Here is a 26,272-nt window from a genome sequence, read left to right on the forward strand (position 1 = left end):
CTTGACGCCGGAAGCATAGAGAGAAGCACAAGGAATGTGACCCACGCGTTGTACCAACGACTTAGACTTCGAGCTGACTGAGCCCACGACTTGAGTCTTGGCGACACAAAGTACTCCACGAGCCGACGTTTCTTGGTTGTGGCTGGAAACTTCATGTCAATCTGGGGTGGTAAGGCCGTCACCCTATTTTCTACATCGTCCCTGGCAGTCAGCATTTGTCATGAATACGACTCCTTCATTCGAAAGTTGCACTGCTCCTCCCTTCACGGCAGACTACCCAAAGTGTGTACTGCTGTAGTACGGTAAATAAATGCCCTACGCAAGACTCAGCGAGCAGGTCCAAAAACTCTCCAACCCCCAGCGCAGCGACACCTTTGTGAAGCAGTTCCGCAATGCCGTTCGTGACGGTGAGGTCGACGCGGCGGAAGTTCCTGGGCGCTTCACGCTGCCTAAGGAGTTCAAGAAGCGTGGCAGTGACGAGACCAGCCGCAAGGAAGTGAAGGAGATGGTCTTTGAAGTGACGCCCGCCTTCGAGGCGTGGTTTGAGCGTGTGGACGCGGAACTGGCGACTGCCCCTACCCGTGGGAGTGGCAAGCCTAAGGTGACGGTGGAGAACATCGAGGCCGGGGCCGTAGACTTCAAGGCGCTGGCGGAAGAGACGCGCCGGAAGATGCAGGCCAGCTTTGAGAAGGGGCAGGCGTTGGGCAACGCTCGGAAAGCTGGTGCGGCCAAGGCTAAGCCCAAGCGAGGCGCTCGCAGCAAGAAGTAAGGCGAAATCTGGGTTTCCTCAACAGAACCCCCGCTTCGGCGGGGCTTTTTCGTGCCAACGTGGACTTTGGTCGCACGGCCTACCCCAGCCGCTCTCGCACCTTCCCCACAAACAACTCCTTGAGGCGGAATAGCGCAAAGGCTTGCGCCGGTGTCAGGATCGGCCCTGCTTTCGTGTAGTTGAGCCCGCTGCGACCCAGACTGATCGGCGCATAGGGATTGGAATTGGCCGCCGCCAGGGCCTGAAGCGCAGGGATGGTCATACCCTCCCGACCCAGTTCGACCCAGAGGGTATGGGCCGCCGTGCCGCGCACCTCCACGGTCCCCGTATTCTTCGTCGCTCGGCTTCTGGCATCCAACCCCTCCCTGAGTTCCCCGGTGCGGGGGCGAGCCCCAGGCGGAGTGGAGTACACGTTCCTATCCGCTCCAATCCAAAGGTGCCCTAGCGCCTCGGCCCGGGCCTGCTCGGCGATCTGGGGCAACTCGTCGCAGGCTTGCTCCAGCTTGATCAGTGCGTTCGTCAGCGCCCGCGCCTCAAGGTTGATCATGCCCGCGCACCTCCCATGACCTGCGCGGCCTGGTCCCAGAGCGCGTCCTCTTCGGCCTCACGGCGTTGCCGGATGGCCTCCGGAGTGTGCAGCCACGGGCGGGCCTGCCGCTCCAGTGCGGCCTGATGACGTTGCAGGGGGGCGAACGAGTAATACGCGCCCCCCTGCGTCTTTTTCGCGTCCGGGTCGATGTACTCCCGCCCGAACTTCAGGCCCGCCCCGATAGAGGCGTCGGTGAGAGCAGTCAGCCGCGCCTCCGCGTCCCGCTCCCCCTGAATCTGGGCGGCCCGGACGATCAGCCGCCGGGGCCAGCTCATCACCTCAGCGTAGAGGGCAGGGCCGAAGACCCGGAGGACGTACTCGTCGAAGGTGTGGTCAGGTGGCCCTGGCTCGCGCGGTGCAGCAGCCGCTGCGCCCGGCTCACCAGGGCCGTCAGTTTTCCCTGGGAGGCCTCCTCGTCGTTGAGGTGCCACATCGCGTCGAGGAGGGCGAGTCGGTCAGCCCAGGTCAGCGGGCGGGGCAGTGGCGCTCCTTTCAAGCTGGCCTGCACCAGGCGCCAGAAGGCGGCCCACACCCGGTCCTCGATGTCGCCGCGCGTAAAGGCCTGCCACTCGTCCCGCAGGGCCCCCAACGTCAGGGTGAGGGTGAGGAGATCGGTAAGCAGCGCGTCGGCCACGTCGGCGCCCCAGGCGTGTAGGACGACGGTGCCGTCGGAGAGGCGGACGGTCTGGCGAATGGGGAGCATCAGGCCTCCGGGGAATTAAAAAGAAGTCTCGTGTTGTGGGGAAAAGGGCCGCACCTTGATGGGGCGGCCCCGGATGAGGGCGGGCTCAGGCTGCCGGGAGGGCTTCCCCGGCCAGGATGTCGAGCAGCGCCTGCAGTTTCGCGCTGGGCACCGTGAACAGGGCGCCGTAGAGCGTGATCTGCGCGTTGTACGCGGCGAGTTCCGCGCCGGGCGTGTAGTCGAAGGCCTGCACGGTCGCGGTGAACTGGGCCGTCTCGCGGTTCTGGTTGTCGCCCGTGCCGTTGCTCTGAAGGAACGCGCGGGGGTGCCAGGCGACCTTCACGAGGTCGCTGCCCTCACGGCGCGAGACGACGATCAGACGGCCCGTGATCGACCCGCCCGGCGCGTAAGGGCTGACGGTGGACCCGGCCAGAGGCCCAGCGGCAATGGTCGTAGGCGGCGCCCCGTTGTGCAGGGCACGCACCGTTTCGTCCGGCGTGAGGACGGGGATGTCGTAGGTGACGGTGATGCGGGTGACGTCGGTGGCGACGGTGACCGGGGGGCCGCCCAGGCGGTTCTGCGCCTGGATGTCGCTGCGGTCCACGGCCGCGCTGGGGGCGATCTTCGCGTCGGGAGGGAACAGCCCCATGTCTGCGAAGTCACCGGCGGGGAGGGTGCCGAAGGCCTCGGTGGGGCTGAACAGCACCTGCCGCCCTTCGCGTACGAGGTTGGCAGCGAGGATCGCCGTGGCGGTGTTGATGACGTTGAGCATGAATCACTCCTGGACGGCAAGGGCGCCGTCGATGGCGAGGATTTCGTAGGTGGGGCGGCAGAGGTACGCGCCCGGGGTGAGCAGTCGGGTGGTGTCGGGGATGCGGGGCAGGTAGGGGCCGGGGGCGCGCGGCGAGCCGCAGAGGATGCGGCGGACCTGCGCGGCCAGGGCCTCGGTAGCCTCCGGCGCGGGGGCGAGCGCAGCGACAGGCACCCACCACACGCCGGTCACCCCGTCGTCCGTGATGCCCTGCGGCTCCTCCAACTGCACGTACCCTGCGGGGTGCGCCTGGAGGTACCCGCTCAGTCCGCCTGCCTGCCCGGGCTTACGCCCCTGCACGGGCTGCTCACGCTGCTCGGGCAGGAGGACCGGCACGTCGGGGCCGAGCGCGGTCGTGAGGCGGGCGTGGAGGTCAGTGAGGATGGCACGCACGAACTACCTCGTGAGGCGGCACACGCCCACGGCCTGCCCGGTGAAGTCGCTGACCTGCCCCCAGCTCACCAGGGTCAGCGTTCCCCCGTCCCAGGGAATGGACGCCCCCTCGCCCGGCGGCTCGTGGTCAGGGGCCACGGAGAGCAGCCGAACGTCGAGCACATTCGGCTCGCCAGTGAGGCGCTGGGCCAGCCGGATTCCCTGATCCGTTCTGGCCGGGTCGCGCACGCTGAAGCGGCAGGTGGTGCCATCGCTCCACTTGCCCGAGTGCCGGAAGCGCAGCTCCAGCAGCTCCGCGTCCCCCTGCACCTTCGCGATTGCGGCCGTTACTTCGTCTAGCAGGCTCACGGGTCACCGCGCCGGGTCACCGTGAAGGTCGGCCCACCGCTGCTCCCTGTCCGCAGGCCCGCCAGCGGCGAAGGTACCAGCCCGCTGCGCCCGGCCCAGCTGACCTGGCCCCGCAGCCGCTCGGCGAGCGCCGCCCAAGTGGAGGCGTCCACGGTGGAGGTCGAGGTCTGAGCGAACTTCTCCACCTCCAGTTCGCCCTCAATCTTCAAGCGCTTCACGCCGCCGCTGCCGCCCGCCGCCTGTTTCGAGGCGTGGAGTGCCGCAGCGTCGAGGATGTCGGCGGCCACCAGGCGCAGGTCCTGATAGACCGCGAAGGTGACTGCCGAGTTCACACGCTCGGTATCCGAGAGTTCCTCCTCGTGATAGGTCCAGGCGGCAGCGGTGACGAATACCCGGAGGGTCTGGAGCTGCTCGTCCGTTAGGGCAGGGGCGGTCACGTCAACCCTCCGGGGTGGCGGGTGGGGCAGGCGGGAACAGGTACGCGAGGATCTTGTCGGCCGTCTTCTCGCCGATGCGGTCGAGCGCGATCAGGTTGGCCCGGCCCGTCTCGCCTGCGGCGAGCAGCCGCAACCCTTCCTCGGTAAGGAGGCCGTTCGCTTGGAGGTCCTTGAGACTGGGCGTGTCCGGCTTCAGGGGCGTCCCCTCGGCGCGAATGGCCTGCACGAGCAGTTCGAGGAAGGCCGCCTTGCCCTTCAGCGCGGCGATCTCCTGTTCCTGAGCGGGGGCAGGGTGGGCGAGGGCCGAAGTCTCCGCGTCCCGGGCCTGCGCCGTCAGGTCCTCGATCAAGCGCCGGGTGGGCTGTTCGGGCAGCAGGCTGTCCATCGGCACGAAGGTGGCGTTGTCCGGGTCCTCGGGGAAGGTCACCAGGGCGACGCGGGCCCCAGGCTCCAACCCCAGACCCTCCAGGGCCTCCAGCGGAGCCTCTTCCACATTGAGGAACTGCACGAGGCTGTGCGCCCCGTCCTGCGAGACGAACACCACCCTGACCCCTTTCGGGAGGTGGATGGTGTGGCCGTCCGGCGGGGTCTCCTGCTGTCCGGCAGGCTCGGGCGCCGGGGCGATCTGGCCCAGGCGCAGCATCATCTGGTAATTGCGCCCGGCCTCCACCGGCACCGGGTCTCCGGGCTGGAGGTCCTGGATGCCGAAGCGGAAGGCGCGGAGCGCGACGTAAGGGCTCGTCCCGGTCACGGCGCTCACCAGTCGGCGGCGCTGGCCTGGACCACGTCGCTGAAGTACATGCCCAGGTCGGGGGCCACGATGCCGAAGCCCACAGCGGTGTGAGCCTGCACCCAGCGCGTGCCGGTGCGGTCGTCGTAGCCGCGGCGCAGCAGGGCGAGCGTCTCCGCGATGCGCTCGTTGTCGCCCTGGAACTGCTCGTACAGGTTGGCCCAGACGAACATGTACCCGCCGCTGGGCGTGGTGCGGCTGGGGCGGGGGGCGGCGTAGGTCAGCAGCATGCCCTTGGGGTCCACCCGGTACTCGAAGTCGTCGGGCATGCCCTCCAGAGCGGCGTTGTACGCGCCCCCTGCCACGAGCACCCGGTCCACGTCCAGGTAACGGGCGATCAGGTCGCGGTCGGCCACGCCCTCCTGCACGTACTTCACCCGGTCCACGATGTCCTCGTTGAACACCATGGAGGCGTACACGTCCGCGCCGAGCAGGGCCACGTTCGGCTTGCGGCCGGTCATGAGCGTCATGCGCTGCGAGCGGCCCCGCACGAAGCGGCCGGGGCTCACGCCGGGCTGGTCGAACTGGAGGAACTCCGGCGTGTCACTGGCCTGGTTGGGGTTGGCCGCCACGCCCTGGTACTGGTAGGCCCACCCGGCGTCCGGCGTCAGGTAGCCGTCCGTGAAGCGCAGGTCGATGTCGAGCCGCGCCTGGGCGGCGAGGTAGAGCGCCGCGTCCTCCTCGGGCTGGAGGGGATTCCGGCTGCTGGCCCGGTCGTTGGGTGTGATCACCCGTTCCAGGCTGCGGTGGGTCACGCGGTAGTTGCCCTCGCCGATCTTCGTGTGGGCGATGTTGGGGCGGTCGCCGTAAGCGTGGTCCCGGAACTCCGGGCGCAGCAGCGTGCCGCGGTCCCAGACCTGGTAGCCGCCGCGGTCGCGGTCCACGTCGAGCCGGGGGAACACCTGGGGCGCCAGGAACTCCTGGTCGGCCTCGATGTCCGCCACGGCGATGTCCGTGAGGTAGCGGTCGCTCTGACCGCCCGCGTGCATGGGGGGTAGGGGGCCGGTGGTCTGGTTGTAGTCGAGGGCCATTGGGGCGCCGAGGCTCAGCCCGGCATTCAGCAGGTGACGCATGTCGTGTCCTTTCGGGGAGTGGAGTCAAAGGCGAGCGGCCACCCCGCGGGAGGTGGCCGCAGCGGTGCGGTGTTGCTCAGGCCGTGAGGTGGTCGAAGTCGAAGGAAACGATGGCGCCGAGAGGGCCAGCCTCCAGCAGCGTGCCGAAGGCCTTGTCCCCGGCGGCGGCGAGCAGGGCCACGCCGTCCGCACCCGCCTTGATGCGGTCCCCGGCCTTACCCGCGTAACCGAGCTTGACCTTCAGGCGGCCCCCGGTCAGGAGCGTCGTGGGCGTTCCGGCCTTGTCGCCGGGGTACTCGATGATGCCGACGACGTGATCCCCGGCAGCAGCCACGTCGATCTGCTGATCCTGCTCAGCGGTGGCGCTGTCCTGGCTGCTGGCCGCGCCGACGAGCTTGGCGGCCCGCCACTGGTAGGGGGTGAGGTCCCGGGCGCTGCTGCCCGCGTGCTTGCTGGTGGGCTTGATGGTTGCCACAGTTGTGCTCCTTTACGAGAGGGCGGAGGGCCGAGAGGCAGTGAAGTTCAGCGGCCCCGGTAGCGGGCGGCGAAGGCCGGATCGTCGCGCATGACCTTCTGCCCGGCGGCCGCGCGGGAGAGCTTGGGGTCCGCCTTCATGGCGGCCTCGACGCGGCTGGCGTACTCGGCCTGCACGCTGCCGGTGCTACCGCCAGCGCTGCGGTCGTCCTGGCTGCTGCCCGACTCGCCGAGAAGCTGCATCTGCGCGCCGGTCGCATTCAGAGATTGCTCCAGCGCCTGGTACTCCTCAGCGCTGAGCTTCTCGTGCGCGGCACGCAGGGTGGCCCCGAATGCGGCGGGCTGGCCCAGGGCGAGGGCCCGTTCCCGGAACTCGCGGTTGAGGCGGGTGTCGCGCTCGGTGTTGGCGGTACGCTCGGCGGACTCGGCGCGGGCGGTGGCCTGGTCGAGCAGGGCGCGCACCTCGGGGCTGAGGCTGGAGGGGTCAACCCCGGCGCTCGGCGTGGTGGAACCGGAGGGCGCAACCGCTGCCGCGCCCTCCTCCGTCCCCAGGTGGTCGTTGAGGAAGCGGCGTTCCTCGGCGGTGAGCTTCTCGCCTGCGGCGAGTTTCGCGGAAATGGCGGCGATGTTCATGGTCTGGGCCTCCTGCGCGCTTGGCGCGGTCGTGGGGTCGATGGAAGAAGCCGCCTCCGGATCGGGAGGCGGCTCTTCCGTGGGGCTGGTCTGCTCAGCATCCGGTGGCTCCGGATCGCCGGTGGCAGCTGGTGAGGGGGTGGTCTGGGCCTCGGGGTCCTCCTCGTCGTCAGGCGGCGCGGGCGACTCCGGAGGGGCCGCGTTGCCGGTGAGTTCCGCAAGGACCTGGCCCAGGGAGGCTACGCGGTCGGCCAGCCCCGCCGTCACGGCGTCCTGCCCGGTCCAGACGTGGCCGGTCGCCCACTGCTCGGCGACGACGTTGCGGGCCTTGCGGCGGCCCTTGGCGACTGCCTGCACGAACTGGGTATGGATGGCGTCCACCATCTCCTGCCGCTCGGCGCGGGCCTCCTCGGAGAGCGACTCGTAAGGCTGCCCCAGCGCTTTCTTCGCGGCGCTGCGGATGTAGCTCACGACGACGCCCAGGCTGCCCAGCATCCCGCTGTAATCCGCGTGAACGGTGATCACGCCGATGCTGCCCACCAGGGCGGTGGGGGTGACGACGATCTCGGTCGCCTGCGAGGCGATCCAGTACGCGGCGCTGCACGTCATGTCCGCGCAGGCGAACGTCACCCGCTTCTTGCCCCGGGCGTAGGCAACGGCCTCGGCAGCCTCCACCGTCCCGGCAACGGTGCCCCCGGGCGAATCGCACCACACGGCGATGGCGCTGACGGTAGGGTCATCCGCCAGGGCGCGGACCTCCGCGGCGAAGTTCTGCGGGCTGATGTACCCGTAGGCCTGCGCCCAGCGGGGCGCGCGGCTGACCACCGTGCCGTGGAAGGTCAGGACGGCGACCTGCCTGCCGGGGTTGCGGGCCATCGGGACACGTTCGGCAGCCTGCGGCTCGGCGCCCGTGTCCGGGGCCTCAGGTAGCCCCCGGCTGGCGACGAGCTGCTGGAGTTCCTCCAGCGCGTGGGGCCGAATAGCCCAGGTCCCGCCGCTGCTCAGCGCCCGGGTCAGAAACTGCATCCTGTTCAAGAGTCCTCCTCTGCCGCCGCGTCTTCCTTCTCCGGCAGGCCCATCTTCTGGCGCAGGTAGGTTTCGAGGTTGCCGTCGTGGGTAATGCCGCCCGCGTTCATGACGGTGCCGATCTGGTTGAGCAGGTCGTGCCAGGCCGACTCGCTCAATCCGCCGTGCTCCAGCCGCGGCCAGAGTTCCGGGGGCACGCCGTTCAGGCGCATCAGGTTCCCCACGGCGAAGCGGTTGAGCACCTCCGCGATGCCGTCGAGGATGCCGGTGCCCGCCAGTTCGAACAGGTCAGTGAGGTCGGAGCTAAGAGCTTGCGCGCCCTTGCCCTCCGAGCCCCCCAGCAGCAGGAAGGTGGCGAGCAGGGACGCGCTGATGCGCTGGCTGTAGCGCCGGATGATCCGGTCCGTGTCGTGGGCGCGGGTGCCGCCGGAGGACAGCAGCTTGAAGGAGTACCCGGTGGGCAGGCGCTGGTACTTCACGTTCCCGTCCTCGTCCTCCTCCCGCACCGCGTAGTCCTCTGCCGGGGTGAGTACGTAGGCCCGCTCGTCCGCACGCAGGCCCGCCGCCATCTCCTGCACGAGCTGGACGGTGGCCTGCTGGGCGGCGGTTGCGTCCGGGCTGAGGTGCTCGACGGGCACGGTGACGTGCGGAATGCCCGCGAGATCGCGCTCCACCCCCACCGCCTCAAACTCCTCCAGCCGGGACTGGTAGCGGTAGGACCGGCGGGCGTTGACGAGCAGGCTGCGCCCTTCCGGGTGCCCACCCGCCTCGATCGTGCGAAAGTGCAGCGCGCGCTGGATGGGGATGAACACCTCGCCCCTCGGCGTGCGCTGCCACAGGCCCTGAATGCCGCCGTCCCCGTCCGCCTCCCAGCGGGCCAGGGTGCGCTGGGGCCGCAGGGCGAACTTGCGCCAGCCGAGCCGCCCGTCCGTGAAGCGGCTGCGGTAGCGGGCGTCGGGTTCGTCTGGTCCTCGCCGGAGCTTGTACACGACGTTGAAGTAGGACCAGCCGTGGACGAGCATGCTCAGCACCTCGGCGATGAAGCCGGGCCAGGTGTGGCTCATGTCGGCCCGGCACCCGGCCAGGAACTCGGCCCAGGCGGCGGCCTCCGGGGTGTCGTTCGCGGGCTGCTCGGTCCATGCCACCTGCCGGAACATGGATTCCAGGGCGAGGAACACGCCGCCCACGATGGGGTCACTGTCCCGAATCTCCTGAAACAGTTGGGCGGCGTACACGCCCTCCTCGGGGAGGTAGGCGCGGAACCAGGACGGCTGGGCGCCGCCGACGCCGACGATGCCAAGGTCTACGTTACGGGTGATGGGTCACCCCCTTTCACTTGCGGAAGGTCGGGCGCTTCTGGCCCCCGATCAGGGAGAGGTCGATGGCCGCGGCGGGGGCGGGGGCGGGGACGGCAGACGCCTTGCGCCGAGCGCGCAACCCCTGCCGCAGCCACTCGTCCACGTCCGCCAGGTCATAGGGCTTGTTCTCAGGGAGGCGCCGCAGTGTCCGGAACAGCACCTCGTGGGTGCCGACCGCTTCCAGGTACTCGCCACGCTCGCGGGCCGCCTTGGCGAGCTGCCAGCGTTCCCGCTTTCCCCCCGTGCCGCTGCTGGCCTTCACCTGCTCGAACCGGGGGCGGGGGGTATCCCCGGGAATCAACCCCTCGGCCACCAGCGCGTCCCAGGTCGCGCGGAAGACGGTGGCCCAGGTGTCCCCGCCCTGGTTGGTCTCCACGCCGACCGTGCTCGCCCGCAGTTCCACGGCCTTGAGCAGCGCCCGGCGCATGGTGCCGTCCACCCCGTCCCGTCCCTCCCAGGAGTACAGGCCGATGACCTGCCCGGTGAGCAGCCTGCCCCCCGCGCGGATGCCGTTGCTATCGCTGGATTTGGTGTCGGTGACGGCGGGGTCGATCCAGACGTGAACGTCCTCCAAGTCGTCCAGTTCCGGGAAGGGCCGCAGCAGCGCGTCCAGGTCGAACCCCTCGTACAGGCTCCCCGTCATGCTCGCCACGTCGTTCTGCTTCTCGCGGATGAAGGAGTCCGGGCCGATGTCGTTCAGCTCGGCCTCCAGCGTGGGGCGGACGGGGCGGGCGTCCGGCCAGGTGCTCTCCCCTGCCGTGATGAACCACCGCACGCGCCCCGTCTCGGGGTCCGGACGGCCCTCGTACTCGAAGCCCTCGATGGCGGGGTACGGGCCGGAGACATACCGGTCCATCAGGAAGTCCGCCCGGTACTCGGGGTTGGCGTTGGCGAGGCGGGTGACAACGCCATGCGGGATGATCAGGTTCTGCATGACCATGATCGCCCGGTTGGGCGCGCCCGCCGGGATGATGGAGTCCTTGATGGTCTCCATCTTCTTGCGGGTGGTGGCGAGGCTGTCGTGCCGCCCGTCGATGTCGTCGAGAACGATGAAGTCGGGGCGCACGTCCTCCAGGTTCAGGCCGCGCACCGCGGTATCCAGCCCGGCCGCGTCAATCACGATGCCGGAGCGAGTCCACACCCGGTTGCGGCGCCAGCCCTTGCTGTCCCCGTGCTTGCCCACCTTGCGCTCGGAAAGGTCCGGGTAGTGGCGGGCGATGCGCGGGTTCTCCAGCATCAGGCCGATGTTCTGCACGCTGTCGTCGGCCATGTCCTGGTTGGCCTGCACGTACAGGCCGTAGCGGTAGCCCCGGGTGGCGAGGCGGATGGGGGCGCGGCGGGCGTTGGTCGTTTTGGACCACCCACGGGGCCACACGAACACCCCGCTGGAACTGCGCGCGGGATCGCAGGCCCAGAGCCAGCGCCAGAAATCGTGCTGGCAGTCGGCGAGGGCCGAGACGTAGGTGGCGGGCCACAGTTCGCGCAACCAGTCCTCGTAGTGTTCGGGGGCGGGCTCGCCCGTACGATTGCCCACCTCAAGGGCTGGGGACTCAGTTGAGGCGCGTTGCTGGCGCATCCGCAGGAGGCGTTGCGCCATCGGTGGCAGGAACGCCAGCCGAGGATCTGTTGCTGAGGTCATCTGCCACCTCCTCCGTAATGTTGAGTTCGCTGAGGATCTTCGCCGCGCCCGTCACCTTGTGCAGGTCGTGCTCGTGGGGGAGGAGTTCCAGCATGCGGTCGAGGGCCGCCTCCCGCGCCCTTTTGAGCTTGCTCCGGTAGGAGTCGCTGAGTTCCTTTTTAAGGGTGACGACTTCCGGCGAGGTCTGGAGAGTTGAGGCCTGCCACTCGCGCAGCTTGTCCCGGGAGACGCCCGTCTCGCGCGCGGTTTTGCTGATGTTGCCGTTGTTGGCGGCGAGGGCGGCCAATATCGCCACTTTCTGCTCGTGCGTGTACGTGGGGCGGGTGCGGGCCGGGCCGCCGTCCACGCTCTTGTGCCCCCCCGCTGGCCGGGGCTGCTTCTTGGGTTGCGGCATGGGGGCACCTCCTCTCTGGGAGAATGGGGATATGAGTGACTTCGAGGAAAAACTGCGCCAAATCCGCGACCAAGCCGATGCCACCCAACAACGCCGTCAGGCGGACGAGCAGGCTAAGCGTGACCGGGAGAAGACTTTCAAATCTGCAGCAGAGAGGGAGTTCAACGAGCTGATCGTGCCTACCGCGCAGAAAATGTTCGAGGTCGCTAAAGGCAGCGGCCTAGAAGGCTCCATTGGACAATCTGACCAATTCCACATGATCCCGTGGATCAAAATCCGACTCAACAGCACCTACAAGCACGCGGAGTGGCAGTTGATGCCCGACTCAAACGAACCCGAACTTCTCATCGTTCACCTCGGTGGGTCCGGCAGTCCAGATCGGGTCGGCGCGGTCACGCGGCTTCCCCTGACCAGGGATTGGGTCGAGGAACAGATGCTCGTGCTTTACGGCGAGGCCGTGACGTTGCTCAAATAACAACCGTCTCGCGACGTCGTTAGCCCCAGATCGCGTCCAGCATCGCGCTCAGCTCGCTGACCGTCCTCGCTTCCGGGTGCAGCACGTGCCGCTGCGGGAGCGGGGGCGGGTCCCAGAGGGGCGTCACGAGGGCGTTGATGTCCCGGTACCGCCGCTTGAGCTTCCCCGTCCAGTCCCAGGGGCTCTCACGCACGGGTTCCGGCGGGTGTCTCGGGTCCACATCCCTCCCCCTCTCACGCGCGGCGGCGCAGGCCGTTGCGGCAGACGCGGTACCGGGGCGGGCGGTACAGGCGCACCCACCTCACGACGCCAGCCACTGCCGGATCGCGCGCTCCCTCGCCTCAGTGTCCCCCGACCGACTCTGGCGCAGGGGCTGCTTCCCTCTCGCCTCGTAGGTGACGGTGTTGCAGGTCGGGCAGTAGTAGCCGATGGCGTGCTTGTCGTCCGCCCGGAGGTGCCCGGCGAGGACTTTGGGGTGGTCACACATGCGGGGGGGCCTCCGTGGGCAGGCACAAAAAAAGCGCCCCGGAGGGCGCAGAGACGATTCTGGACTTTAACAAAAAATGTATCAGAGGTGAGGGTAACTCTCAAGTCTGAGTGGTCAATGCTGGCGGCGCAGGACGGCCTGCGCGTACACGAGCGCCGCCTCCGCCCGCGCGTCCCCGAACTGCACGGCCAGGGAGAGCACGGCCACCGCGTACCCCGCGTGCCGGGGCGCCGGGTACGCCCAGCCGCCGTCCTCCAGCAGGGAGCGGGGGGCGGTGAAGGCGCCCCGCACCCGTTCCAGCAAGGCGCCAGCCGCGCGCCGGTCCGGGACGCTCGACGCGGCCCAGGTGCTGATGAGGCGGCCCACCTCGACCTCGCGCAGCTCCCCGATGGGCGTCATGAGGGCGGTGGGCAGGTCCCGGCCGCCTTCCCCGAGGGTGGTGACCGGCTCCCAGCCGTCCGTGAAGGGGGCGTAGGAGATGGGGGGCGGGGCGGCGGGCTCGCGCACGTCCCAGGCCCGCAGGGCGCGGTACCAGTCCTCGGCGAGCGCGCGGTACTGACGGGCAAGTTCGCGGGCTTCCCGCCGCTCCTGAATGGTGGGGAGGTGGTCGCGGGGGACGGGGCGGGTGCGCGGCCTCGCGGGGGCCTCCTGCGGGCCTTCCGGCATCGCATCCGGGGTCTGGGTGGGGTCGGTCAAGTGCGGGGCCTCCAGCGGGCGCGTGAGCGTGAGCAAGGGTTACTCCTGTGGGGGTGCGGGCACTTCACGAACCGCCGCGCGTTCGAGGTACAGGTCCGTGCCGTCCTCGAAGTAGGCGGCCAGTTCAACGCCCGGCTGCATCAGCGGGTGGAATCTGCTGATGAAGTTGTGAAGCTGGAAGGCGACGAACCCCTCCGAGTCGGCCAGCGGTTCGTGATACGGGGGAACGCGAAAGGGTGGGGGCGGCGCGTGTTCGGCCCAGAACACGGCGTGCTCCTCGCGCAGGTACTGACGGCCGCGCTCGGTCAATCGGACGTAGACGGACTGGTTGAGGTTCAACACCAGTTTGTCGTTCATGTCGTTCCTTTCAGCGGGCCCACTGGCGCCACGAGCACGCCCCGCGCGTACACGGTCGGCTGGCGGCACAGGCCGCAGCGGGCGCGTTCGCCTTCAGGGGTGCGGGTGGGGACGGCGAGGAGGGCTGAGCAGCCCGCGTGGGGGCAGGGGAGGAAGTGCGGGAGGGTCATAGGCGGACCACGCTTGGGGTCAACGTCTCGCAGTCCAGCGCGCAGAGCCTGCCCGTCCACACGGCGCCCGTGTCGATGAACCACACCACCGTCCCGTCCTCCAGACCCATCGGGAACGGGCAGGCCGCCATGGGCGTGTGCCCGTGAACACTCACCGTGACGCCCGCGGGCAGCGGGTAGACCGGCGTGTCCAACGGGCGGCCCCACAGGTGCGCGACCGGGTCGGACGGGTGCGGGCGCATGGCGTGCGCGAACAGCACCCGGCCCTCCACGTGCCAGGGCTTCAGGTGCTCCTGCATCCACTGGGCGTCCCCGAGCATCGCCGCGTGATCGCCCAGGTAGGCGTCCTCCGTCTCCGTGCCGCCGTTCATCTGCCAGAGGTGCGGGTCCCCGCCTTCCACGACGGCGTCAATCATCATGAGGTCGTGGTTCCCCAGGCACGCGACGGCCTGCCCGGACTCAACGAGGGCACGCACGCGCCGGAGCACGCCGGGCGAGTCCGGGCCCCGGTCCACGTAATCCCCGAGGAACACCAGGCGGCGGTCCGGGAAGCGGGCGAGCAGCGCGTCGAGCAGGTCGAGGCGCCCGTGAATGTCCCCGATGGCGACGGAGGCGAGGGGTTCGGGGGTCACAGGGCCTCCAGGCGCACGTACATGCGCGGGTTTGGGTCGTGAATCGCGCGGGCGTTCAGGGCGCGCACGCGGCAGTCGTCGAGCTGGAGGGCGTCGAACACGGCGTCCTCCAGCACCTTGATCGCGTTGGAGAGGTCCCGGCGCCGGGGGTCACCGTTCTTCGTGCTCCAGCGGCCGTACAGGTGGGCGGTCAGGGCGAGCGGGCCGGGCGGGACGTTGGGGCGGGCCCGGCCCACGTGGTACGCGACGTGCTGCTTGAACGCCTGCCCTTCCGGCGTGAGCACGCGCCCTCGCCCGCCACGCCGGTTGAAGTACACGTTGTTCAAGGAGATGGACTCCCCGGGCAGCCAGAGTTCCAGGCTCAACCCTCGTCCCCCAAGGCCTGTATTAAGTCCGGGGTGGGCGGGCGCTGAGGGAGCATCCGACACCCGCTCCAGTGCCCGCCCCGCATCCCGCACAACCGGCAGGGGTCCGGACGGGCACGGCGCACGCGCCTCACTGGCCCCTCGCGGTGAGGTAGGCGACCTGCTCGGCGTCATCCTCCCGCGTCTCGTACCCGGTGCAGCCCAGCCAGCCGGGGAACACCCAATCCAGGGCGAGCAGCGTGAGCAGGAACGCGGCAGCGAGGGCGGTCCCGACCCCCACCAGGGCGAGGAACGCGGGCAGCACGGCGAGCAGGACGATCACGGGGGCCAGCAGGACGGCGAGCAGGATGGTCATGGTTGATCGCTCCTTGCGATACCGAGTTCGGCGAGGCGGGCGCGGCGGGCCTCGATGCGCTCATTCAGGCCCGCCGCATCGGGGCCGTGGGTGTTGATCTGTTCAAGGTCGCGGTGCAGGGCGATCAGGCAGTGGGCCTGCTCCTGGGTGAGCGGGCGGAAGGGGGTGTCGGGGTCAATCACGGCCTGCCCCCGAACCGCGCCCGCCCCAGTTCCCCCAGCGCGAGCACGTGCTCGGGTCCCAGGTCGAGCGTCATGGAGGGCTCACCCGGGCGCGCGACACACACGTGCAGCCCGGACGGCACCACCCACGCGAGCAGACGACCGTCGAACCCGCTCGGGCCCCCGGGCAGGCACACGTCCAGGTCCGGCGCCCCCTCGCTCACGCCGCCCTCCATTGGTGCCCGTCCCGTCTCGCCAGCCCGTCCGCCAGCAGGTCGGCGGGGGTCGCGCGCAGGGCCGTCACCTTCAGCCCGCCCACCCGCGCGAGCAGCAGGCTCTCGCTCATCGGGCGGCCGTGAATCCGCAGGGCGCCCAGGACGACCTCCCGGTCTGCGACGGGCACGGCGGAGGCCGGGGCAGCGTCAGGGGCGGGCGGCTCTCCCGGGGCGACCTCCGGCTCGGGGACAGCGCGCACGTACCGCGAGGGGATGCCGGGCTTCCCCGTGCCCTCCACGCGGGTCAGGCCGAAGGTGCCCTGCTTGACGATGGGGCCGAGGTAGGTGCGGACGCTGCTGTCCGGCACTCCCGTCTCCGCCGTCGCGTCCAGGGAGGTGAACTCCCGCCCGGGGGCCTGCGCCTCGATCCAGTCGAGCAGCACGTCCATCCCCGTTCGGTAGGGCTCCTCGCCGCCCTCCTCCAGCCCCGTGGCGGGCTCGGAGGTGTCTGGAGGCGACTCCGGGGTCCGGGGCGCTCTGCGGTTCCGGAGCCTCTTCCTGGGCCTCCTGTACGGTTTCGGCAGGGATGGTGATCACCGGCACAGGGATATGCCCGTCCTCCCCGCTCAGCAGCGCCTCGATGGGGGCGAGCTGGCGGGCGGCGAGGAGCCCGGCGTGCTTGATGGGCTGGAGTTCTTCCACGCGGTCGAGCAGGCGGGTGATCTCGGTTTCGGCGTCCTGTCCGGCCCGCACGGCGCCTTCCAGTCGGGCGATGCGGGCGCTCAGGCTTTCTAGCTGGGTCATGGGTACCTCGGCACAGGCACGCGCCCCAGCCGTCAGGGTGTGGGGCGCGGAGGTAGGGCGGTCGGGTTAGCGGAGGGTCAGGCGGTACCGGCCGTCCGGGAGGCGCTGCACTCGGAGGATGCGGTACCGCCAGTCCCCTTCGTGGTGGTCCCCGCCCTTCGTGGGGGTCCGGGCGTCGAGAGGCTTCACGGTGGCTGTCCAAATCACGCGGCTCATGCAGGCATCGTCGCCGCGCGTCCGGGCACGGCATTCGGGGGCGGACTCGGGGCCCTATAGGGCGCGTCCGCTCCCGGCCGGGACAGTCCCCCCCATGGGGTGCGTCACCCCGCGGGGTGTTTCTCCAGCGGCACCGCCGTGGCCCGCTCGTGCAGTCCGCACAGGCCGGTGGTGTCCCCGCGCTGGTAGGCAAGCAGGGCGACCGGCTCGGGCGGGTGAGGTTTCAGGCCCTGCTGGCGGAGTTGTTCGGCGGTGGCGAGGTGATCGGGGTGCGTGCCTTTGTAGGTCGGGATCTGGCGCTTCTTCATGTGTGGTGCTCCTGCGCCCGCCGAGGCAGCGGGCCAGGGCGGGCGGGTACGGCTACTTCACGGGGCGAGCAAAGGGCTGGTGGAACTTCTGGAACGGGTACTCCCCAACGCCTTCCACCGTCACGCTCTGACTGGAGACTTCCTCAATCACGTACAGCTTCCCAGACGCGCGGCTCTGCCACTGTTGGCCCGGCTCAATTCCCTCATGCTGAGCGGCCTTCGCGGCCTTCTCCTCCGCCGTCAGGTACGCGCCGGGCAGGGTGACCACCGCCTGGCCCTGCCCCTGGCCCCGCTGGATGCTCGCCCCGATCTCCTGATCGAGGAGCTGCGTGATCGCCGTCCAGGGATGCATGGTCTTGCTTCCCGTCCCTCGGTCACGAGCTGCTGCGCGCGTTCCGGGTCGATGTCCGTCACCCACGCCCGCCGGGAGGTGCCGGAGCGCAACCCCGGAGGGGTCTCCTCCATCAGCGCGTTGAGCTTCGCGTTCCCCCCCAGCGCCCGCACGAGCACCGCGCGGGTCTCCTCCGGGTCGTGAGGCCCCTGCGCGGCCACCGCAGCCACCTGGAGGGCCGCCGCGCCGCCGCCTCCAGGTGCAGGCACATCGCGTCGAGCACCCAGCCCCAGGCGAGGGGCGTACCGGGCTCCAGGACGTCCCAGAACTTGTGTGCGAACTCCCGGAGGGTGAGGGGCCCCGTCTCCTCTGGCTCGGGCAGGGCACCGCGGTCGGCCAGTTCCCGCTCGGCCAGTTCCGCGAAGATCACGTCGTCATTCAGCCAGTCGGGCAGGTCGTCACGCTTTTGCCGCGCCACGCGCCCGCCGCCTCCGCTCCAGCAGCTCCATCAGTTGGTCGGTGGTGAGGTTCTTCAGGTCCGCCGGGCTGCGGAGATCCTCCACCCGCACGGTGAACTCCTCCATGCCGCGCGCCTGGCGTTCCAGTTGCGCGCCCGCCGTGGCGAGACGGGCGACGGCAAACGCGCCGAGCTCCTCCGGTTTCAGGTGGGTCAGGCCGCGCACCGCCGCCGTCTGGAGGGCCTTGCCGATCTCGGCCTGACGCAGGCGGACCTCCTCCACCGTTTCAAGGTTGAGGGCGCGCGTCTTGGTGTCCACGCGGTGACGAAACTCGGCGCGCAGCTCAGCCCAGTCCTCCCGTGCTGAGCGGGCTTTAATCGCGTCGTAGGTCGGCGCTCCAGGTTTGTCACTCAGGGTCTTGAGTGTCACCGTGTCGTCGCCCCGGATGAACTCGCGGCGGATGGCGCTCCAGTCATGCTTGGTGGGGCGGCCTCCGGCGCTGCGCGCCCCGCTACCGCTCTGCTTCTTCGGGGTCGTCTTGGGCTTGGGGTCGCGTTTGGTCATGGGGGTCACCTCCTTAACGATGTGGGTGGGTTGTGGTGGACGAGGCAGGCGTCCAAGTGGGAGAGTGAAAATTCCATGTTTGCTCCGTTCTTGTCACCCGCTCGCCCTGAACCTGCTGCATGCCCCGCGCCCTCGCGCCCCCTCCAGGACGTGAGAAAGAGCCGCTGGTGACCGCCCCTGCCCTCTCGGCCCAGGACCTCATCGAACGCGGCTGGCGGCCCGCCATGATCCGTGATCTCCTCGGCCCGCCGGACCGCGAGGAGCCGAACGCGTTGCGCGTGAACCGCTGGGGCCGCCAGGTGGACATGTCAGCCAAGCTCTACCTCAAAGAGCGCGTGCTCGTGGCTGAAGCGACCGTGGCCTTTGACGCTGCCAGGAAGCAGGCTGGCCAAGCGCAGGCTCGTGTGGAGAAGGCGGCCCGGGTCGGGCCGATCAAGCACGGGGCGCCGGGCCAACAGTACGTCAAGGCGTACCCCCCAACCCTGAGGCTTCCCCCGGGTGCGGATTCCATGTCTGACCAGGAGCGGTGGAGCCATCACCTGGGTGAGCTGTTTGACTGGGAGCAGAAGCACAGCTACCTGCTGGAGGGGCTGAGCCGAGCAGATCGCCAGAGGGCCGAGGCGACGGTGTTCGAGAAGCACCGAAGAGCGGTCCACAAGCTGTACCTCTAGGGGCCGCGGTGAAACGGGCATGGCTGCTGCTCGAAGCGTTCACGATAGACAGCACAGGACAGCAGGCCCTCTCTGACTGACGTGAGCTCTTTCCGTTAGAGGTGGTCAGGTCACTCGCGCAGCCGTGCGGGTCTTCCCGAAGCCGCAGCCCGCGAGGATCAGCCGGACGAACCAGTCGCCTGCGGGGGGCAGTTGGTTGAGGCGGGTGGTGAGGAGCCAGCGCTGCTGGGCGGTTTTCCCACCCCTGACAACCGTTGGTTTACGCGGTTGAATCCTGGCGACCCGTTTCCGGGTCGCCTGAATCCGGCTGACCATCTCCAGCACCTAACACCTCCCTCGTGATGGCGATCTCGGCGAGCGCCTTGATGGCGCCGGTGATGGCGCTCAGGTTCTCAGCCGTGGGGTTGCGGAGGTCGCGGGCGATCTCCTCCTGCCTGCGCACGAGGGTGACGAGGGTGATGTTGAGTTCCTGGGCCCAGTTCTGCGTGGTGACGGCGCGCGACAGTTGGCTGTAGAACGACGACAACTCTTCATCGTCGTCGAGGGCGGCGCGGTACCTTTGCAGCGTCCTGAGCGTGATTTCGTGCTTCGTGCAAGCTGTCGCGTCCCCAAGGAGGGCGGCGTCCACCAGGGCGCGGGCAGCGCGGGCGTTGTCTCGTTTCGGTGCGGCCATGGGTCACCTCCTTAGGCAACGAAAAACCCCGCCGGGTGCGGGTGGCGGGGGTGATGGCGTTGGGATGTGTCAGAGCATGACCGGTGGTCTTTGATTCCTGACCACGATGTGGGTCACGTGCTGCATGGCGATATCCACCTGATTTTTATTCGGCAGGGTGATTTGGAAGGTCCCATGCCCAGTCTGAAACTGCCTGCGGAGGTCGCTCACCATAGTCTCGTCCATCTCAAGGTCGTCCCAAGAATTTCCGTTCACGATAACGATCTGGACTATTTTTTTCTCCATGCGCCCCAGCCTACCCGCCCGCGTCAACCAACGGTTGCTCACTTCAGCAGTGCGAACTGAACGGCTCCCCAGTTGGCAGCCCGCGCCCAGCTCCTCGGCGGTGATTGGTTTCGCGTCAGGTTCGGACATCTGGGCGGGTCACCTCCTCTACGGCTGATGCATGCGAGTTAACAGGGAACTCATACCCCTGAAGAATCCTCGCAGCTGATCTTTACTTCCTGCTCCTGTACGACGCCCTCAATGCCTGTAGCGTTGCGACATGCCCGAGATTGATGCCAGCGGCGCAGAAATCGTGTCCAGTCGCGAGGGCTACCTCCAACTGCACTTTCATGAACCCACGGATGCCGTCATCGACCTGCTCCGCATGTATCAGTCGGCAACACCCAGCACGGTCCACACACGTGAGGGGAACGTGGCGGCGCACGTCATCAAGGAGTACGGTCCTGGCCCCGAGGGCTGGCAGTTCAGGTTGGAACGCATCCGCTCCTGATCACCGGCACCTCTCCCTCACCCTTCACGACCTTTGAGCCTAACTTGGGCAATGGTCGTTGCTGGAGGGCATCGGGCGGGGTCATACGGTCACCTCCTCAGGGGTGGGAGTACGGTGGGTCATGAACGCCAGGCATCAGGGGCGAGTCATCACGATCAAGCGGGTGAATCATCCGGGCACCTACGGGGTGTGGCAGAGCACCACGGTCCGGGTAGATCGGCAGATCGTCTCCGTGCCGGATGCAGATCGCCTGGCGGACGAGGACCTGCTGGACGCGGTGCGGGGGATGCTGGATCGCCGAGAGATCCGGTGAGGTCAACCGGTGCGGATCACCGGCACCGGCTCAGACTTCGACTCCACGTTCCAGCACTCGCGGGTCAGTCCAAGCTCGGGCAGGTAAAAGGGCTCCCTCACCGAGCAGCGCCGCAATTCTTCCGGCGTGGTGAGCAGGCGGCCCCGGCGTTCCAGGTGCGCGAGGTAATCGCGCTTCACATCCGGCAGGCCGTACCCCTGCTGCTGACGGCGTCGGGCGCGCTTGTCGGCCTTCTTGCTCATACCCACCCCATCTGGCAGGTGATGAGGGTGAGTTCATCGCCCAGGTTGGGCAGAGGGTCAGCGGGCGCGGCGTACAGGCACAGGCCCAGCGCGTAAAACCGCCGAGGGCGGCAGTGCAGGGCTTGCCGCCCCTCCTCGTTCTGGCGCGTGAGGGCAGCCGCCACCGCGCGAGCCCCTTCTGCCGTCTGGAACGTCCAGATGTACTCGCGCATACGGCCTCCTGACAGCAAAAAGCCCCACGCTCGGTGGGGCTGCCCGCCGCCTTCACCCGGGCGGCCTAAGTTGTTGGGTACGGACAGCGTATCCGGGGGATGTCAAGAACGTGTGCAGATGGCAGGCGGAGCTTGTGAGGCTTGCTCCCTGGGATGCCTGATGTGCGGCACGGCCTTGCAGGCAGAAGTGGCACCATCAGGGTCATGACCAGCGGCGAAATTTACAACCTCAGGGTTGATGGTGAGTCCGGCTTCGTGCTCAGCCGTATCGGGCAAACCGCGTTCCTCACCGAGTCAACCACCCAGGTCTCCATCCCGATCCACAACATCAATGCCCTGACGTACCGGCGTGTCCGGTATCCCGTCTTCCTTGCCGTGGCCCTGATTCTCTTTGTCATTGGCTTGGTCGCCACCTCCTCCCCGCCCTACACCGTGGGCGACTATGAGCTTGCCTATCCGGCCCTATGGTTCATCGCGGCCCTCGTCGCGCTGGTGCTCTACTACGTCGTCACGACTGCAGCTCTGGTCGTGTACTCAGGATCGTTCCGAACGATTCTCCGGGGGTCCGAACAGGCCATGCGGCAGGCATTCGAACTCCTGCAGTAGGTCGGCACTCAGGTGCAGGCACAAAAAAACGCCCTTGCGGGCGGATTAAACATTTCTGGAACTGTACCCATTATGCCGGGCTTGACTTACACATGTCCACCACCCGCCGAGTGCCTTCCATAGCAGCGAGGAGGTCAGCCGCGTGCGGGGCCAGGAGGGTCTCGAACAGAGCCACCATGTCGCCGCTGAGGCCTGGGCGCACCCGGAACTGCTGACGGTCGCGCATGTACGGAAAGAGCGGCTCCGTGGTGGTCGGGGTGGGCCACTCCCGCAGGGTGGCGAGGGCCAAGCGCTGGGCCACTCCGGGCAGGACGCCGGGGTGAACGAACACGCGGAGCATGAGCGGCTCGGTGATGATCACGGCGCGTGTGGCCGTCAGGTGCAGCTCGACAGGCTCGGCGCGCAGGAGGTACACGTCGCTCCCCACGGGTGCGCGGGGCGGGGCAGAAGGAGCGCGGGTGGGGTTCGTGCTGCCGGTGCGGGCGGTGAGGATCGGCTCGCGAGCGTCAGCCAAGATGGCGAGGGCCAGGCGGTTGGCGACGTGCCGCCAGTACTGGCGCTGGGCCGCCTGGGACGCGGGAACGGCAAGGCGCAGGGTGGGCAGTAAGGCGGCGGGCTGAGTCAAGCGGGGGTCCTCCAGTCGGAGCATGGGGACCGAGAGCAGTTCGGTACAGCCCCCGAGGGCGTGAATGGGGAATGACGCGGCGGGTGAGGGGATGATCACTCAACGGGGTTGACACTGACCTTTCAGAAGAACGGGGGGCTGGGGGAGGACACGACGGTGGTACGCTGGATCGCTAGGGCGATAGCGTTGGCGCCGTGGCATTCGTACTGGCCCCGAGCGTCCTGCAAACCGCGCATGTGGATGTGGACGGTTCGGGGGACGGTGGTCTGGCTGGAGTCAGTCACGGAGCGGTCACGGTAAGGGGAGGAAGCTGACCTCGGCTGGACTTCACCCCAGCTCAGGAGGCGTCTATGCGGGTAGTAACAGCGGCGACTGGTCTGATCGCGTGGCTCGCAGTGTGGGGAACGGCTGGGGCTCAATCCTGTCCTCGCATTGTGGGCGAGGGCTGCTCCTTCTATGCTCCCGTGTTGATTCCCGCCAGCCCAACCCAAAACAGAATCTCGGACCCTTGGAATGCCCCATACGGCTACGTCATTGACAGTGCGACCTTGCAACCCCTTCCCCCTAACGTCGCCGCAAGCGTCCGGGCCTCGGTCGTACTTGGGGGAAGATTCGATCCCCGAGGACCGGTAGTTACCCTCAATAATGCTCAGCAGGCCTTCGAGCAGGCCACGCGGCTGAAGAGCCGACCGATCACGTCTCCCCTGGGCGACGCGCTGCCAGGACCACTCCAAACCTGGGTCACTGAGCCCTTTTCGGCCGCGCTCTCGAAGATCCAGGCGCTGGGTTCCGGACCTTGGAGGACGGCGCTTCGCGTGAGGGCTACCTACGTCAGTCGCTGCTATGGAGCTTGCGGGTATACCTACCAGGTGCGGGTGCGCCTGGTCTACGTCGGCGTTGGGCCTGGTGATGGCGTTGGCCCTCTCGCTGCCGCCGCTGCCCAACGCGCAGCTACCCTCCCCCGCCAAGTGGTGGTACAAAACCATTGCAACCAGAAAGTATCGGTGAGGGCGGCTGTGTACAAGGTGCTGTCCCAGGGTTCCGGCTCGCGCTTTTCCAATCCGATGACCCTTGAGGCAGGCCAGTCCACAATTGCTATGACGCCCGCTGCACAGGGAGCAGCAACATCCCTGGCGTGGAACAGCGGCTGGCAGCTCGCCCTGCAATTCCCCAGCGGCTTCGACCCGCGCACGGTCTCGGGAGGCATGGCAGTCACAACCATCTCCCTTCCCAGTGGAAGTACTCAGCAACAGGTCGTTCCGTGGCGGTCCAATCTGGTGGACGAGCGGGTGGTGCTGACACTGTGCCCTCAAACTCAATAAACAACTGGCGTGGCATCTGTCTGCGCCTTCCCTGCCATCACTCACGCTCGTCCGCACTGACGCCTCGTACACCTCCTCCAAAAGCGTCAGCCTGGACCGAGTAACGCCCCACCTAGTACGGGTACGGCACAGGGCAGCAAAATAGTTGCTCAGACTTTCGGCATTCTTCGGCTGGTCATGGCTGGTCATTCCTCCCCCAAATCACCGCACGACCTGAACAGTCCGCTGCTGATGGGTGTAATCTGCACAACCACCCGCCCACCCGGGCACACCTCGCCCCGCACGACCCGCAGCTCGTCGACGAGGCTGTCGTCCGCCCAGACCTTGGCATGCGTCAGGGCATCTTCCAGCGCTTTCGGGAGGTTGCTGAGGTCCCGGGCACGCTTGTCCGGCGGGCAGGCGGTGAGGGTCAGCGCAAGGCGAGCGCCGGGCGGCGTGGTGTAGGGCGCGTGGATGCGGTACGCCTGCATCCGTTCCTTCACGGCGCGGCGGTAGGCGCGGCCCTCCTGGCTGAGCAGGATACGGGCCTGCGGCTTGCCGCCCTTGCCGGTCACGACCGTCGCGCGCCAGATGCTGTTGAGGGAGGGCGGCCAAGGCAGGGCGAAGAATAGGGCGCCGGGGATGACACGGGCGAGGTCGAGCGGCGCGGGCTGAGCTCGCCCACCCGGAGCAGGGACAACGTCCTGGCGCGCCGTCACAGGTGGGCGAGTTTCGGGGGTCGGGCGAGCCACTTCGTCCAGGTGGTAGCCGTAGTCCAGTAGCCGCGCCCGTGTGGCCTCACGCGCCGCTGGGTCAGCGATGCGTGAGAGGTACGCCTCGGCCTGCTGGCGGGTCTGGAAGGGGTTCACCCCTTCACCTCTTCCACGAGGTTCAGCACGGCCTTCTTCAGGTACGGCGCCCGCTCCCCGAACACCAGGACGTTGCCGGTGCCCGTGAGCTGCACTTGCGCCTGTGCCTGCGGGTTCCCGCTCTCATCGCGGAACACCCGGATCACCAGTTCCTGGTCGTCGGTGAGGTGTTGGGCCGCGTAGGTCATGCACCAGTCCGTCCACCCGCCCCGCCCCGTGCTGTTGGCCTGCAAGCTCTCCTGGATGTGCTGCTGCTGGCGTTGCAGGCGTTCATAGGTGCCGGTCGTGACGTTCTCGACGAGCGCCGCTGCTCGCTGCTCCCCCGTCAGAGCGTGCAGCGGCACCTCGGCGCCCGTGTCCGGGTGTGCAACGGTCCCGTGCGCGTCAATGGCCGCCGCCACCTCCGCCGCTGCCCTGACCTGGCTGGTGCTGGGCTTGTCGCTCCCCGTCGCGGTCTTCAGGTACTTCGCCACCGCGATGACCTTCTCGGGTTCGAGTCCCTCGACAATCCGCGCGGCTTCCTTCAGCTCGCGGGCCTGGCGTTCGTTCTCCGGCTGGACACCAACGGTTGACGCGAGGGTGTGCGTGGTGGCTGCCGCGTCGATGAGTTGCTGGGCCCGCTGGCGGGACCAACCCCAGACGACCTCACAGTAGTCCCCGAAGGTGCGGTGCGACTCGCGGTACAGGCGACGGTCGCGGATGGTCAGCAGGGCTTCCCCCACCTCGACGAACCGCTGCCAGCCTGCCCGGATGCGGCCCTCCAACTGGGCGAGGTCGGTGCGTTCCTCAGGGGCGAGGAGGTCGGCCAGGTCCGTCGGAGTGATGGTCATGCTGGCTGCCCTCCGCGAGTCTTGACAGGGGCCACGAATGGCTGCCAAAGATGAGGGGCATGAGTTGTCGGGAGGAGATTTTGCAAGTGGCCAGGTTGCTGAGTCGTCGCCGACCTGATCGAACCTTTACTGCAGATGACGTCCTGACAGCCATGGAAGATCGCCAGACCAAATTCTTGGCCTCTACAATTTGGTACCACGTCACGGTGGTCATGTGCGTCAATGCTGTTGGTCGGGACGCGGCCAAGTACAAAGACCTGGAGCGTGTCGGGAGAAACCGATACCGGCTGCTCTAACGAAACTTGAGTCATGAGGTCACCAGTGGGGCGGGCTTGGATGCCCGCCCCGGTTGAGTTCAGGCGCTGGGTTGCGTGCCGCTGTCGGTGCTGCTGGGCGGGAAGGGAAGGTCTTCTTCGACCTCGTACATGCCCTCCAGCGCCCCGCTCGCCACCACCCTGTCCCAGTCCTTCAGCAGCAGCTCGCGCCACTCGGCGGCGTCCTGGTCGTCGCTGCTCTTGGGGTCATCCCAGTCGGTGGGGTCGTAGCCGATGGCCTGGAGCAGCGTGCTGAGCTGCCCGAAGGTGGCCCGCGCGAGGAATTGTTCAGCGGTCTCGTGCCCGGGCACTTCAGAAACCTGGGACAGCGCGGGCGGATTCAGGAGGGGCGCCGCCTCGGCCAGCAGGTCTTTCACGTCCTGCTGGAGCTGCTTCTCGGCCCTCAGCTCCTGCTGAATCTGCTCTTCGAGCGTCGGCTGATCGCTCACGCGGCATTCCAGGCAGTTGACGCTGTTCAGGATGCTGTCCACGCCCAGGCCCGCCGTCTCCAGTTCGTCGAACGTCACGCGGGTGGTGCAGTTCACGCTGCCGTCGTCACCGATGGTGATGTTGCCGCGCAGGTGGACGGGCAGGTACACGGCGGGGAGGGGCTGCCCGTCCAGCATGGGCGTGACTTCCAGCTTGATCCTCCCGTTCTCAGCCGCGGCGCCCTTCAGGACGGGCATGTGCTCAAGGGTGAACTTCCGCTCGCCGGTCACGCCAGCCATGAACGCCCACTTCACATCGGCTACCCAGCCGTTGTCCTTGTCGTCCTTGACGTTGATGCCCTTCACCTTGACTGCGTAGATGCCGTAGGTCTGCATGTCGTCT

General features: G+C 68.1%; 47 protein-coding genes. 9 read left to right on the forward strand and 38 right to left on the reverse strand.

Annotated elements, in window-relative coordinates:
* Positions 1–310 precede the first annotated feature (310 nt).
* Positions 311–769, forward strand: coding sequence for a hypothetical protein (locus F784_RS0103015; protein WP_019585218.1), 459 nt, complete (start codon positions 311–313; stop codon positions 767–769).
* Between the two features lie 79 nt (positions 770–848).
* On the opposite strand, the gene F784_RS0103020 is transcribed toward F784_RS0103015, so the two are convergent.
* The 14 genes from F784_RS0103020 to F784_RS0103085 all read right to left on the reverse strand — a co-directional run bounded on the left by F784_RS0103020 (position 849) and on the right by F784_RS0103085 (position 11,416).
* On the reverse strand, positions 849–1,316 hold the full coding sequence (locus tag F784_RS0103020; RefSeq protein ID WP_019585219.1) for a hypothetical protein: 468 nt from the start codon (positions 1,314–1,316) through the stop codon (positions 849–851).
* A complete protein-coding gene (locus tag F784_RS0103025) occupies positions 1,313–1,633 on the reverse strand; it encodes a hypothetical protein (protein WP_019585220.1) in 321 nt (106 codons plus the stop codon). The genes F784_RS0103020 and F784_RS0103025 overlap by 4 nt, the downstream gene beginning before the upstream one ends.
* Entirely contained in the window at positions 1,633–2,061 is a 429-nt protein-coding gene (locus F784_RS0103030) for a hypothetical protein (RefSeq protein WP_019585221.1), read from the reverse strand. The genes F784_RS0103025 and F784_RS0103030 overlap by 1 nt, the downstream gene beginning before the upstream one ends.
* Before the next feature lie 85 nt (positions 2,062–2,146).
* Entirely contained in the window at positions 2,147–2,812 is a 666-nt protein-coding gene (locus F784_RS0103035) for a hypothetical protein (RefSeq protein WP_019585222.1), read from the reverse strand.
* Positions 2,813–2,815: 3 nt separating this feature from the next.
* Complete coding sequence (locus F784_RS0103040; protein ID WP_019585223.1) at positions 2,816–3,244, reverse strand: hypothetical protein; 429 nt, start codon at positions 3,242–3,244, stop codon at positions 2,816–2,818.
* A gap of 3 nt (positions 3,245–3,247) precedes the next feature.
* A complete protein-coding gene (locus tag F784_RS0103045) occupies positions 3,248–3,592 on the reverse strand; it encodes a hypothetical protein (RefSeq protein WP_019585224.1) in 345 nt (114 codons plus the stop codon).
* Positions 3,589–4,029 (reverse strand): hypothetical protein, encoded by a 441-nt coding sequence (locus F784_RS0103050; protein ID WP_019585225.1) that lies wholly within the window; start codon positions 4,027–4,029, stop codon positions 3,589–3,591. The genes F784_RS0103045 and F784_RS0103050 overlap by 4 nt, the downstream gene beginning before the upstream one ends.
* A gap of 1 nt (position 4,030) precedes the next feature.
* Positions 4,031–4,780 carry a hypothetical protein gene (locus tag F784_RS0103055; RefSeq protein WP_157464953.1) on the reverse strand — a complete coding sequence of 250 codons (750 nt, stop codon included), beginning with the start codon at positions 4,778–4,780 and terminating at the stop codon, positions 4,031–4,033.
* A 5-nt stretch (positions 4,781–4,785) separates the two neighbouring features.
* A complete protein-coding gene (locus F784_RS0103060) occupies positions 4,786–5,892 on the reverse strand; it encodes a hypothetical protein (RefSeq protein WP_019585227.1) in 1,107 nt (368 codons plus the stop codon).
* Between the two features lie 76 nt (positions 5,893–5,968).
* Positions 5,969–6,367, reverse strand: coding sequence for a hypothetical protein (locus F784_RS0103065; protein ID WP_019585228.1), 399 nt, complete (start codon positions 6,365–6,367; stop codon positions 5,969–5,971).
* Between the two features lie 47 nt (positions 6,368–6,414).
* Positions 6,415–8,025: a S49 family peptidase gene (locus tag F784_RS24370; protein WP_019585229.1), complete on the reverse strand. Its 1,611-nt coding sequence runs from the start codon at positions 8,023–8,025 to the stop codon at positions 6,415–6,417.
* Positions 8,026–8,030: 5 nt separating this feature from the next.
* Complete coding sequence (locus F784_RS0103075; protein WP_019585230.1) at positions 8,031–9,260, reverse strand: phage portal protein family protein; 1,230 nt, start codon at positions 9,258–9,260, stop codon at positions 8,031–8,033.
* Positions 9,261–9,357: 97 nt separating this feature from the next.
* Entirely contained in the window at positions 9,358–11,022 is a 1,665-nt protein-coding gene (locus F784_RS0103080; RefSeq protein ID WP_211211870.1) for a hypothetical protein, read from the reverse strand.
* Entirely contained in the window at positions 10,934–11,416 is a 483-nt protein-coding gene (locus F784_RS0103085; RefSeq protein WP_019585232.1) for a transposase, read from the reverse strand. Before F784_RS0103085 ends, F784_RS0103080 begins: the two co-directional genes overlap by 89 nt.
* A gap of 31 nt (positions 11,417–11,447) precedes the next feature.
* On the opposite strand from F784_RS0103085, the gene F784_RS0103090 reads away from it, so the two are divergent.
* On the forward strand, positions 11,448–11,891 hold the full coding sequence (locus F784_RS0103090) for a hypothetical protein (RefSeq protein WP_019585233.1): 444 nt from the start codon (positions 11,448–11,450) through the stop codon (positions 11,889–11,891).
* Between the two features lie 19 nt (positions 11,892–11,910).
* On the opposite strand, the gene F784_RS25895 is transcribed toward F784_RS0103090, so the two are convergent.
* The 10 genes from F784_RS25895 to F784_RS0103140 form a co-directional block, all read right to left on the reverse strand.
* Complete coding sequence (locus tag F784_RS25895) at positions 11,911–12,111, reverse strand: hypothetical protein (RefSeq protein ID WP_157464954.1); 201 nt, start codon at positions 12,109–12,111, stop codon at positions 11,911–11,913.
* 81 nt (positions 12,112–12,192) lie between these two features.
* On the reverse strand, positions 12,193–12,378 hold the full coding sequence (locus F784_RS0103100) for a hypothetical protein (RefSeq protein WP_019585235.1): 186 nt from the start codon (positions 12,376–12,378) through the stop codon (positions 12,193–12,195).
* Between the two features lie 114 nt (positions 12,379–12,492).
* Positions 12,493–13,110: a hypothetical protein gene (locus tag F784_RS0103105; protein WP_019585236.1), complete on the reverse strand. Its 618-nt coding sequence runs from the start codon at positions 13,108–13,110 to the stop codon at positions 12,493–12,495.
* A gap of 3 nt (positions 13,111–13,113) precedes the next feature.
* On the reverse strand, positions 13,114–13,431 hold the full coding sequence (locus F784_RS0103110) for a hypothetical protein (RefSeq protein WP_019585237.1): 318 nt from the start codon (positions 13,429–13,431) through the stop codon (positions 13,114–13,116).
* A gap of 166 nt (positions 13,432–13,597) precedes the next feature.
* The gene (locus F784_RS24375; RefSeq protein ID WP_019585238.1) at positions 13,598–14,233 is read right to left on the reverse strand and encodes a metallophosphoesterase; all 636 of its coding nucleotides are present in this window, start codon (positions 14,231–14,233) and stop codon (positions 13,598–13,600) included.
* Positions 14,230–14,598: a RusA family crossover junction endodeoxyribonuclease gene (locus F784_RS0103120; RefSeq protein ID WP_019585239.1), complete on the reverse strand. Its 369-nt coding sequence runs from the start codon at positions 14,596–14,598 to the stop codon at positions 14,230–14,232. The genes F784_RS24375 and F784_RS0103120 overlap by 4 nt, the downstream gene beginning before the upstream one ends.
* Positions 14,599–14,728: 130 nt before the next feature.
* Positions 14,729–14,953, reverse strand: a complete 225-nt coding sequence (locus F784_RS0103125; protein ID WP_019585240.1) for a hypothetical protein — start codon at positions 14,951–14,953, stop codon at positions 14,729–14,731.
* Entirely contained in the window at positions 14,950–15,135 is a 186-nt protein-coding gene (locus F784_RS0103130) for a hypothetical protein (RefSeq protein WP_019585241.1), read from the reverse strand. Before F784_RS0103130 ends, F784_RS0103125 begins: the two co-directional genes overlap by 4 nt.
* Positions 15,132–15,338: a hypothetical protein gene (locus F784_RS0103135; protein WP_157464955.1), complete on the reverse strand. Its 207-nt coding sequence runs from the start codon at positions 15,336–15,338 to the stop codon at positions 15,132–15,134. Before F784_RS0103135 ends, F784_RS0103130 begins: the two co-directional genes overlap by 4 nt.
* The gene (locus F784_RS0103140; protein ID WP_019585243.1) at positions 15,335–15,778 is read right to left on the reverse strand and encodes a hypothetical protein; all 444 of its coding nucleotides are present in this window, start codon (positions 15,776–15,778) and stop codon (positions 15,335–15,337) included. Before F784_RS0103140 ends, F784_RS0103135 begins: the two co-directional genes overlap by 4 nt.
* A gap of 160 nt (positions 15,779–15,938) precedes the next feature.
* Between F784_RS0103140 and F784_RS25900 the strand changes: the two genes are divergently transcribed.
* Positions 15,939–16,124: a hypothetical protein gene (locus F784_RS25900; protein ID WP_157464956.1), complete on the forward strand. Its 186-nt coding sequence runs from the start codon at positions 15,939–15,941 to the stop codon at positions 16,122–16,124.
* Positions 16,125–16,199: 75 nt separating this feature from the next.
* On the opposite strand, the gene F784_RS25905 is transcribed toward F784_RS25900, so the two are convergent.
* From F784_RS25905 to F784_RS0103170, 5 genes are all read right to left on the reverse strand, one after another.
* Positions 16,200–16,349, reverse strand: a complete 150-nt coding sequence (locus F784_RS25905; RefSeq protein WP_019585245.1) for a hypothetical protein — start codon at positions 16,347–16,349, stop codon at positions 16,200–16,202.
* 104 nt (positions 16,350–16,453) lie between these two features.
* Positions 16,454–16,657, reverse strand: a complete 204-nt coding sequence (locus F784_RS0103155; protein ID WP_019585246.1) for a hypothetical protein — start codon at positions 16,655–16,657, stop codon at positions 16,454–16,456.
* Positions 16,658–16,709: 52 nt separating this feature from the next.
* Complete coding sequence (locus tag F784_RS0103160; RefSeq protein WP_019585247.1) at positions 16,710–17,009, reverse strand: hypothetical protein; 300 nt, start codon at positions 17,007–17,009, stop codon at positions 16,710–16,712.
* 112 nt (positions 17,010–17,121) lie between these two features.
* Positions 17,122–17,466: a hypothetical protein gene (locus F784_RS0103165; RefSeq protein ID WP_019585248.1), complete on the reverse strand. Its 345-nt coding sequence runs from the start codon at positions 17,464–17,466 to the stop codon at positions 17,122–17,124.
* Positions 17,447–18,010, reverse strand: a complete 564-nt coding sequence (locus tag F784_RS0103170) for a hypothetical protein (protein WP_019585249.1) — start codon at positions 18,008–18,010, stop codon at positions 17,447–17,449. Before F784_RS0103170 ends, F784_RS0103165 begins: the two co-directional genes overlap by 20 nt.
* A gap of 167 nt (positions 18,011–18,177) precedes the next feature.
* Between F784_RS0103170 and F784_RS24380 the strand changes: the two genes are divergently transcribed.
* On the forward strand, positions 18,178–18,681 hold the full coding sequence (locus F784_RS24380; RefSeq protein ID WP_019585250.1) for a hypothetical protein: 504 nt from the start codon (positions 18,178–18,180) through the stop codon (positions 18,679–18,681).
* A 259-nt stretch (positions 18,682–18,940) separates the two neighbouring features.
* Here F784_RS24380 and F784_RS0103180 read toward each other — a convergent pair whose 3' ends face one another.
* Both F784_RS0103180 and F784_RS0103185 read right to left on the reverse strand, forming a co-directional pair.
* Positions 18,941–19,354, reverse strand: a complete 414-nt coding sequence (locus F784_RS0103180; RefSeq protein WP_019585251.1) for a hypothetical protein — start codon at positions 19,352–19,354, stop codon at positions 18,941–18,943.
* A 69-nt stretch (positions 19,355–19,423) separates the two neighbouring features.
* Positions 19,424–19,768, reverse strand: coding sequence for a hypothetical protein (locus F784_RS0103185; protein ID WP_019585252.1), 345 nt, complete (start codon positions 19,766–19,768; stop codon positions 19,424–19,426).
* A 130-nt stretch (positions 19,769–19,898) separates the two neighbouring features.
* On the opposite strand from F784_RS0103185, the gene F784_RS0103190 reads away from it, so the two are divergent.
* Together F784_RS0103190 and F784_RS0103195 are read left to right on the forward strand one after the other, a co-directional pair.
* On the forward strand, positions 19,899–20,129 hold the full coding sequence (locus F784_RS0103190) for a hypothetical protein (protein WP_019585253.1): 231 nt from the start codon (positions 19,899–19,901) through the stop codon (positions 20,127–20,129).
* Between the two features lie 121 nt (positions 20,130–20,250).
* Positions 20,251–20,442 carry a hypothetical protein gene (locus F784_RS0103195; RefSeq protein WP_019585254.1) on the forward strand — a complete coding sequence of 64 codons (192 nt, stop codon included), beginning with the start codon at positions 20,251–20,253 and terminating at the stop codon, positions 20,440–20,442.
* Between the two features lie 2 nt (positions 20,443–20,444).
* On the opposite strand, the gene F784_RS0103200 is transcribed toward F784_RS0103195, so the two are convergent.
* The gene (locus tag F784_RS0103200) at positions 20,445–20,684 is read right to left on the reverse strand and encodes a hypothetical protein (RefSeq protein WP_019585255.1); all 240 of its coding nucleotides are present in this window, start codon (positions 20,682–20,684) and stop codon (positions 20,445–20,447) included.
* Entirely contained in the window at positions 20,681–20,896 is a 216-nt protein-coding gene (locus F784_RS0103205) for a hypothetical protein (RefSeq protein WP_019585256.1), read from the reverse strand. The genes F784_RS0103200 and F784_RS0103205 overlap by 4 nt, the downstream gene beginning before the upstream one ends.
* Before the next feature lie 204 nt (positions 20,897–21,100).
* On the opposite strand from F784_RS0103205, the gene F784_RS0103210 reads away from it, so the two are divergent.
* Positions 21,101–21,502 (forward strand): hypothetical protein, encoded by a 402-nt coding sequence (locus F784_RS0103210; protein ID WP_019585257.1) that lies wholly within the window; start codon positions 21,101–21,103, stop codon positions 21,500–21,502.
* A 70-nt stretch (positions 21,503–21,572) separates the two neighbouring features.
* Here the strand turns inward: F784_RS0103210 and F784_RS0103215 are convergent, their stop codons facing one another.
* Positions 21,573–22,127 carry a hypothetical protein gene (locus tag F784_RS0103215; RefSeq protein WP_157464957.1) on the reverse strand — a complete coding sequence of 185 codons (555 nt, stop codon included), beginning with the start codon at positions 22,125–22,127 and terminating at the stop codon, positions 21,573–21,575.
* A 122-nt stretch (positions 22,128–22,249) separates the two neighbouring features.
* On the reverse strand, positions 22,250–22,411 hold the full coding sequence (locus F784_RS25910; RefSeq protein ID WP_019585259.1) for a hypothetical protein: 162 nt from the start codon (positions 22,409–22,411) through the stop codon (positions 22,250–22,252).
* Between the two features lie 732 nt (positions 22,412–23,143).
* On the opposite strand from F784_RS25910, the gene F784_RS25915 reads away from it, so the two are divergent.
* A complete protein-coding gene (locus F784_RS25915; RefSeq protein WP_157464958.1) occupies positions 23,144–23,449 on the forward strand; it encodes a hypothetical protein in 306 nt (101 codons plus the stop codon).
* A gap of 185 nt (positions 23,450–23,634) precedes the next feature.
* Here F784_RS25915 and F784_RS25105 read toward each other — a convergent pair whose 3' ends face one another.
* Together F784_RS25105 and F784_RS24385 are read right to left on the reverse strand one after the other, a co-directional pair.
* Positions 23,635–24,297: a RusA family crossover junction endodeoxyribonuclease gene (locus tag F784_RS25105; RefSeq protein ID WP_019585260.1), complete on the reverse strand. Its 663-nt coding sequence runs from the start codon at positions 24,295–24,297 to the stop codon at positions 23,635–23,637.
* Complete coding sequence (locus F784_RS24385; protein WP_019585261.1) at positions 24,294–25,127, reverse strand: hypothetical protein; 834 nt, start codon at positions 25,125–25,127, stop codon at positions 24,294–24,296. Before F784_RS24385 ends, F784_RS25105 begins: the two co-directional genes overlap by 4 nt.
* Positions 25,128–25,186: 59 nt before the next feature.
* Between F784_RS24385 and F784_RS27750 the strand changes: the two genes are divergently transcribed.
* Positions 25,187–25,423, forward strand: a complete 237-nt coding sequence (locus F784_RS27750) for a DUF7669 domain-containing protein (protein ID WP_083939130.1) — start codon at positions 25,187–25,189, stop codon at positions 25,421–25,423.
* Positions 25,424–25,482: 59 nt separating this feature from the next.
* Here the strand turns inward: F784_RS27750 and F784_RS0103235 are convergent, their stop codons facing one another.
* Positions 25,483–26,265, reverse strand: a complete 783-nt coding sequence (locus F784_RS0103235; RefSeq protein WP_019585262.1) for a hypothetical protein — start codon at positions 26,263–26,265, stop codon at positions 25,483–25,485.
* Positions 26,266–26,272: the final 7 nt, after the last annotated feature.

It is taken from the genome of Deinococcus apachensis DSM 19763 (assembly GCF_000381345.1).
Classification (GTDB): Bacteria; Deinococcota; Deinococci; order Deinococcales; family Deinococcaceae; genus Deinococcus; species Deinococcus apachensis.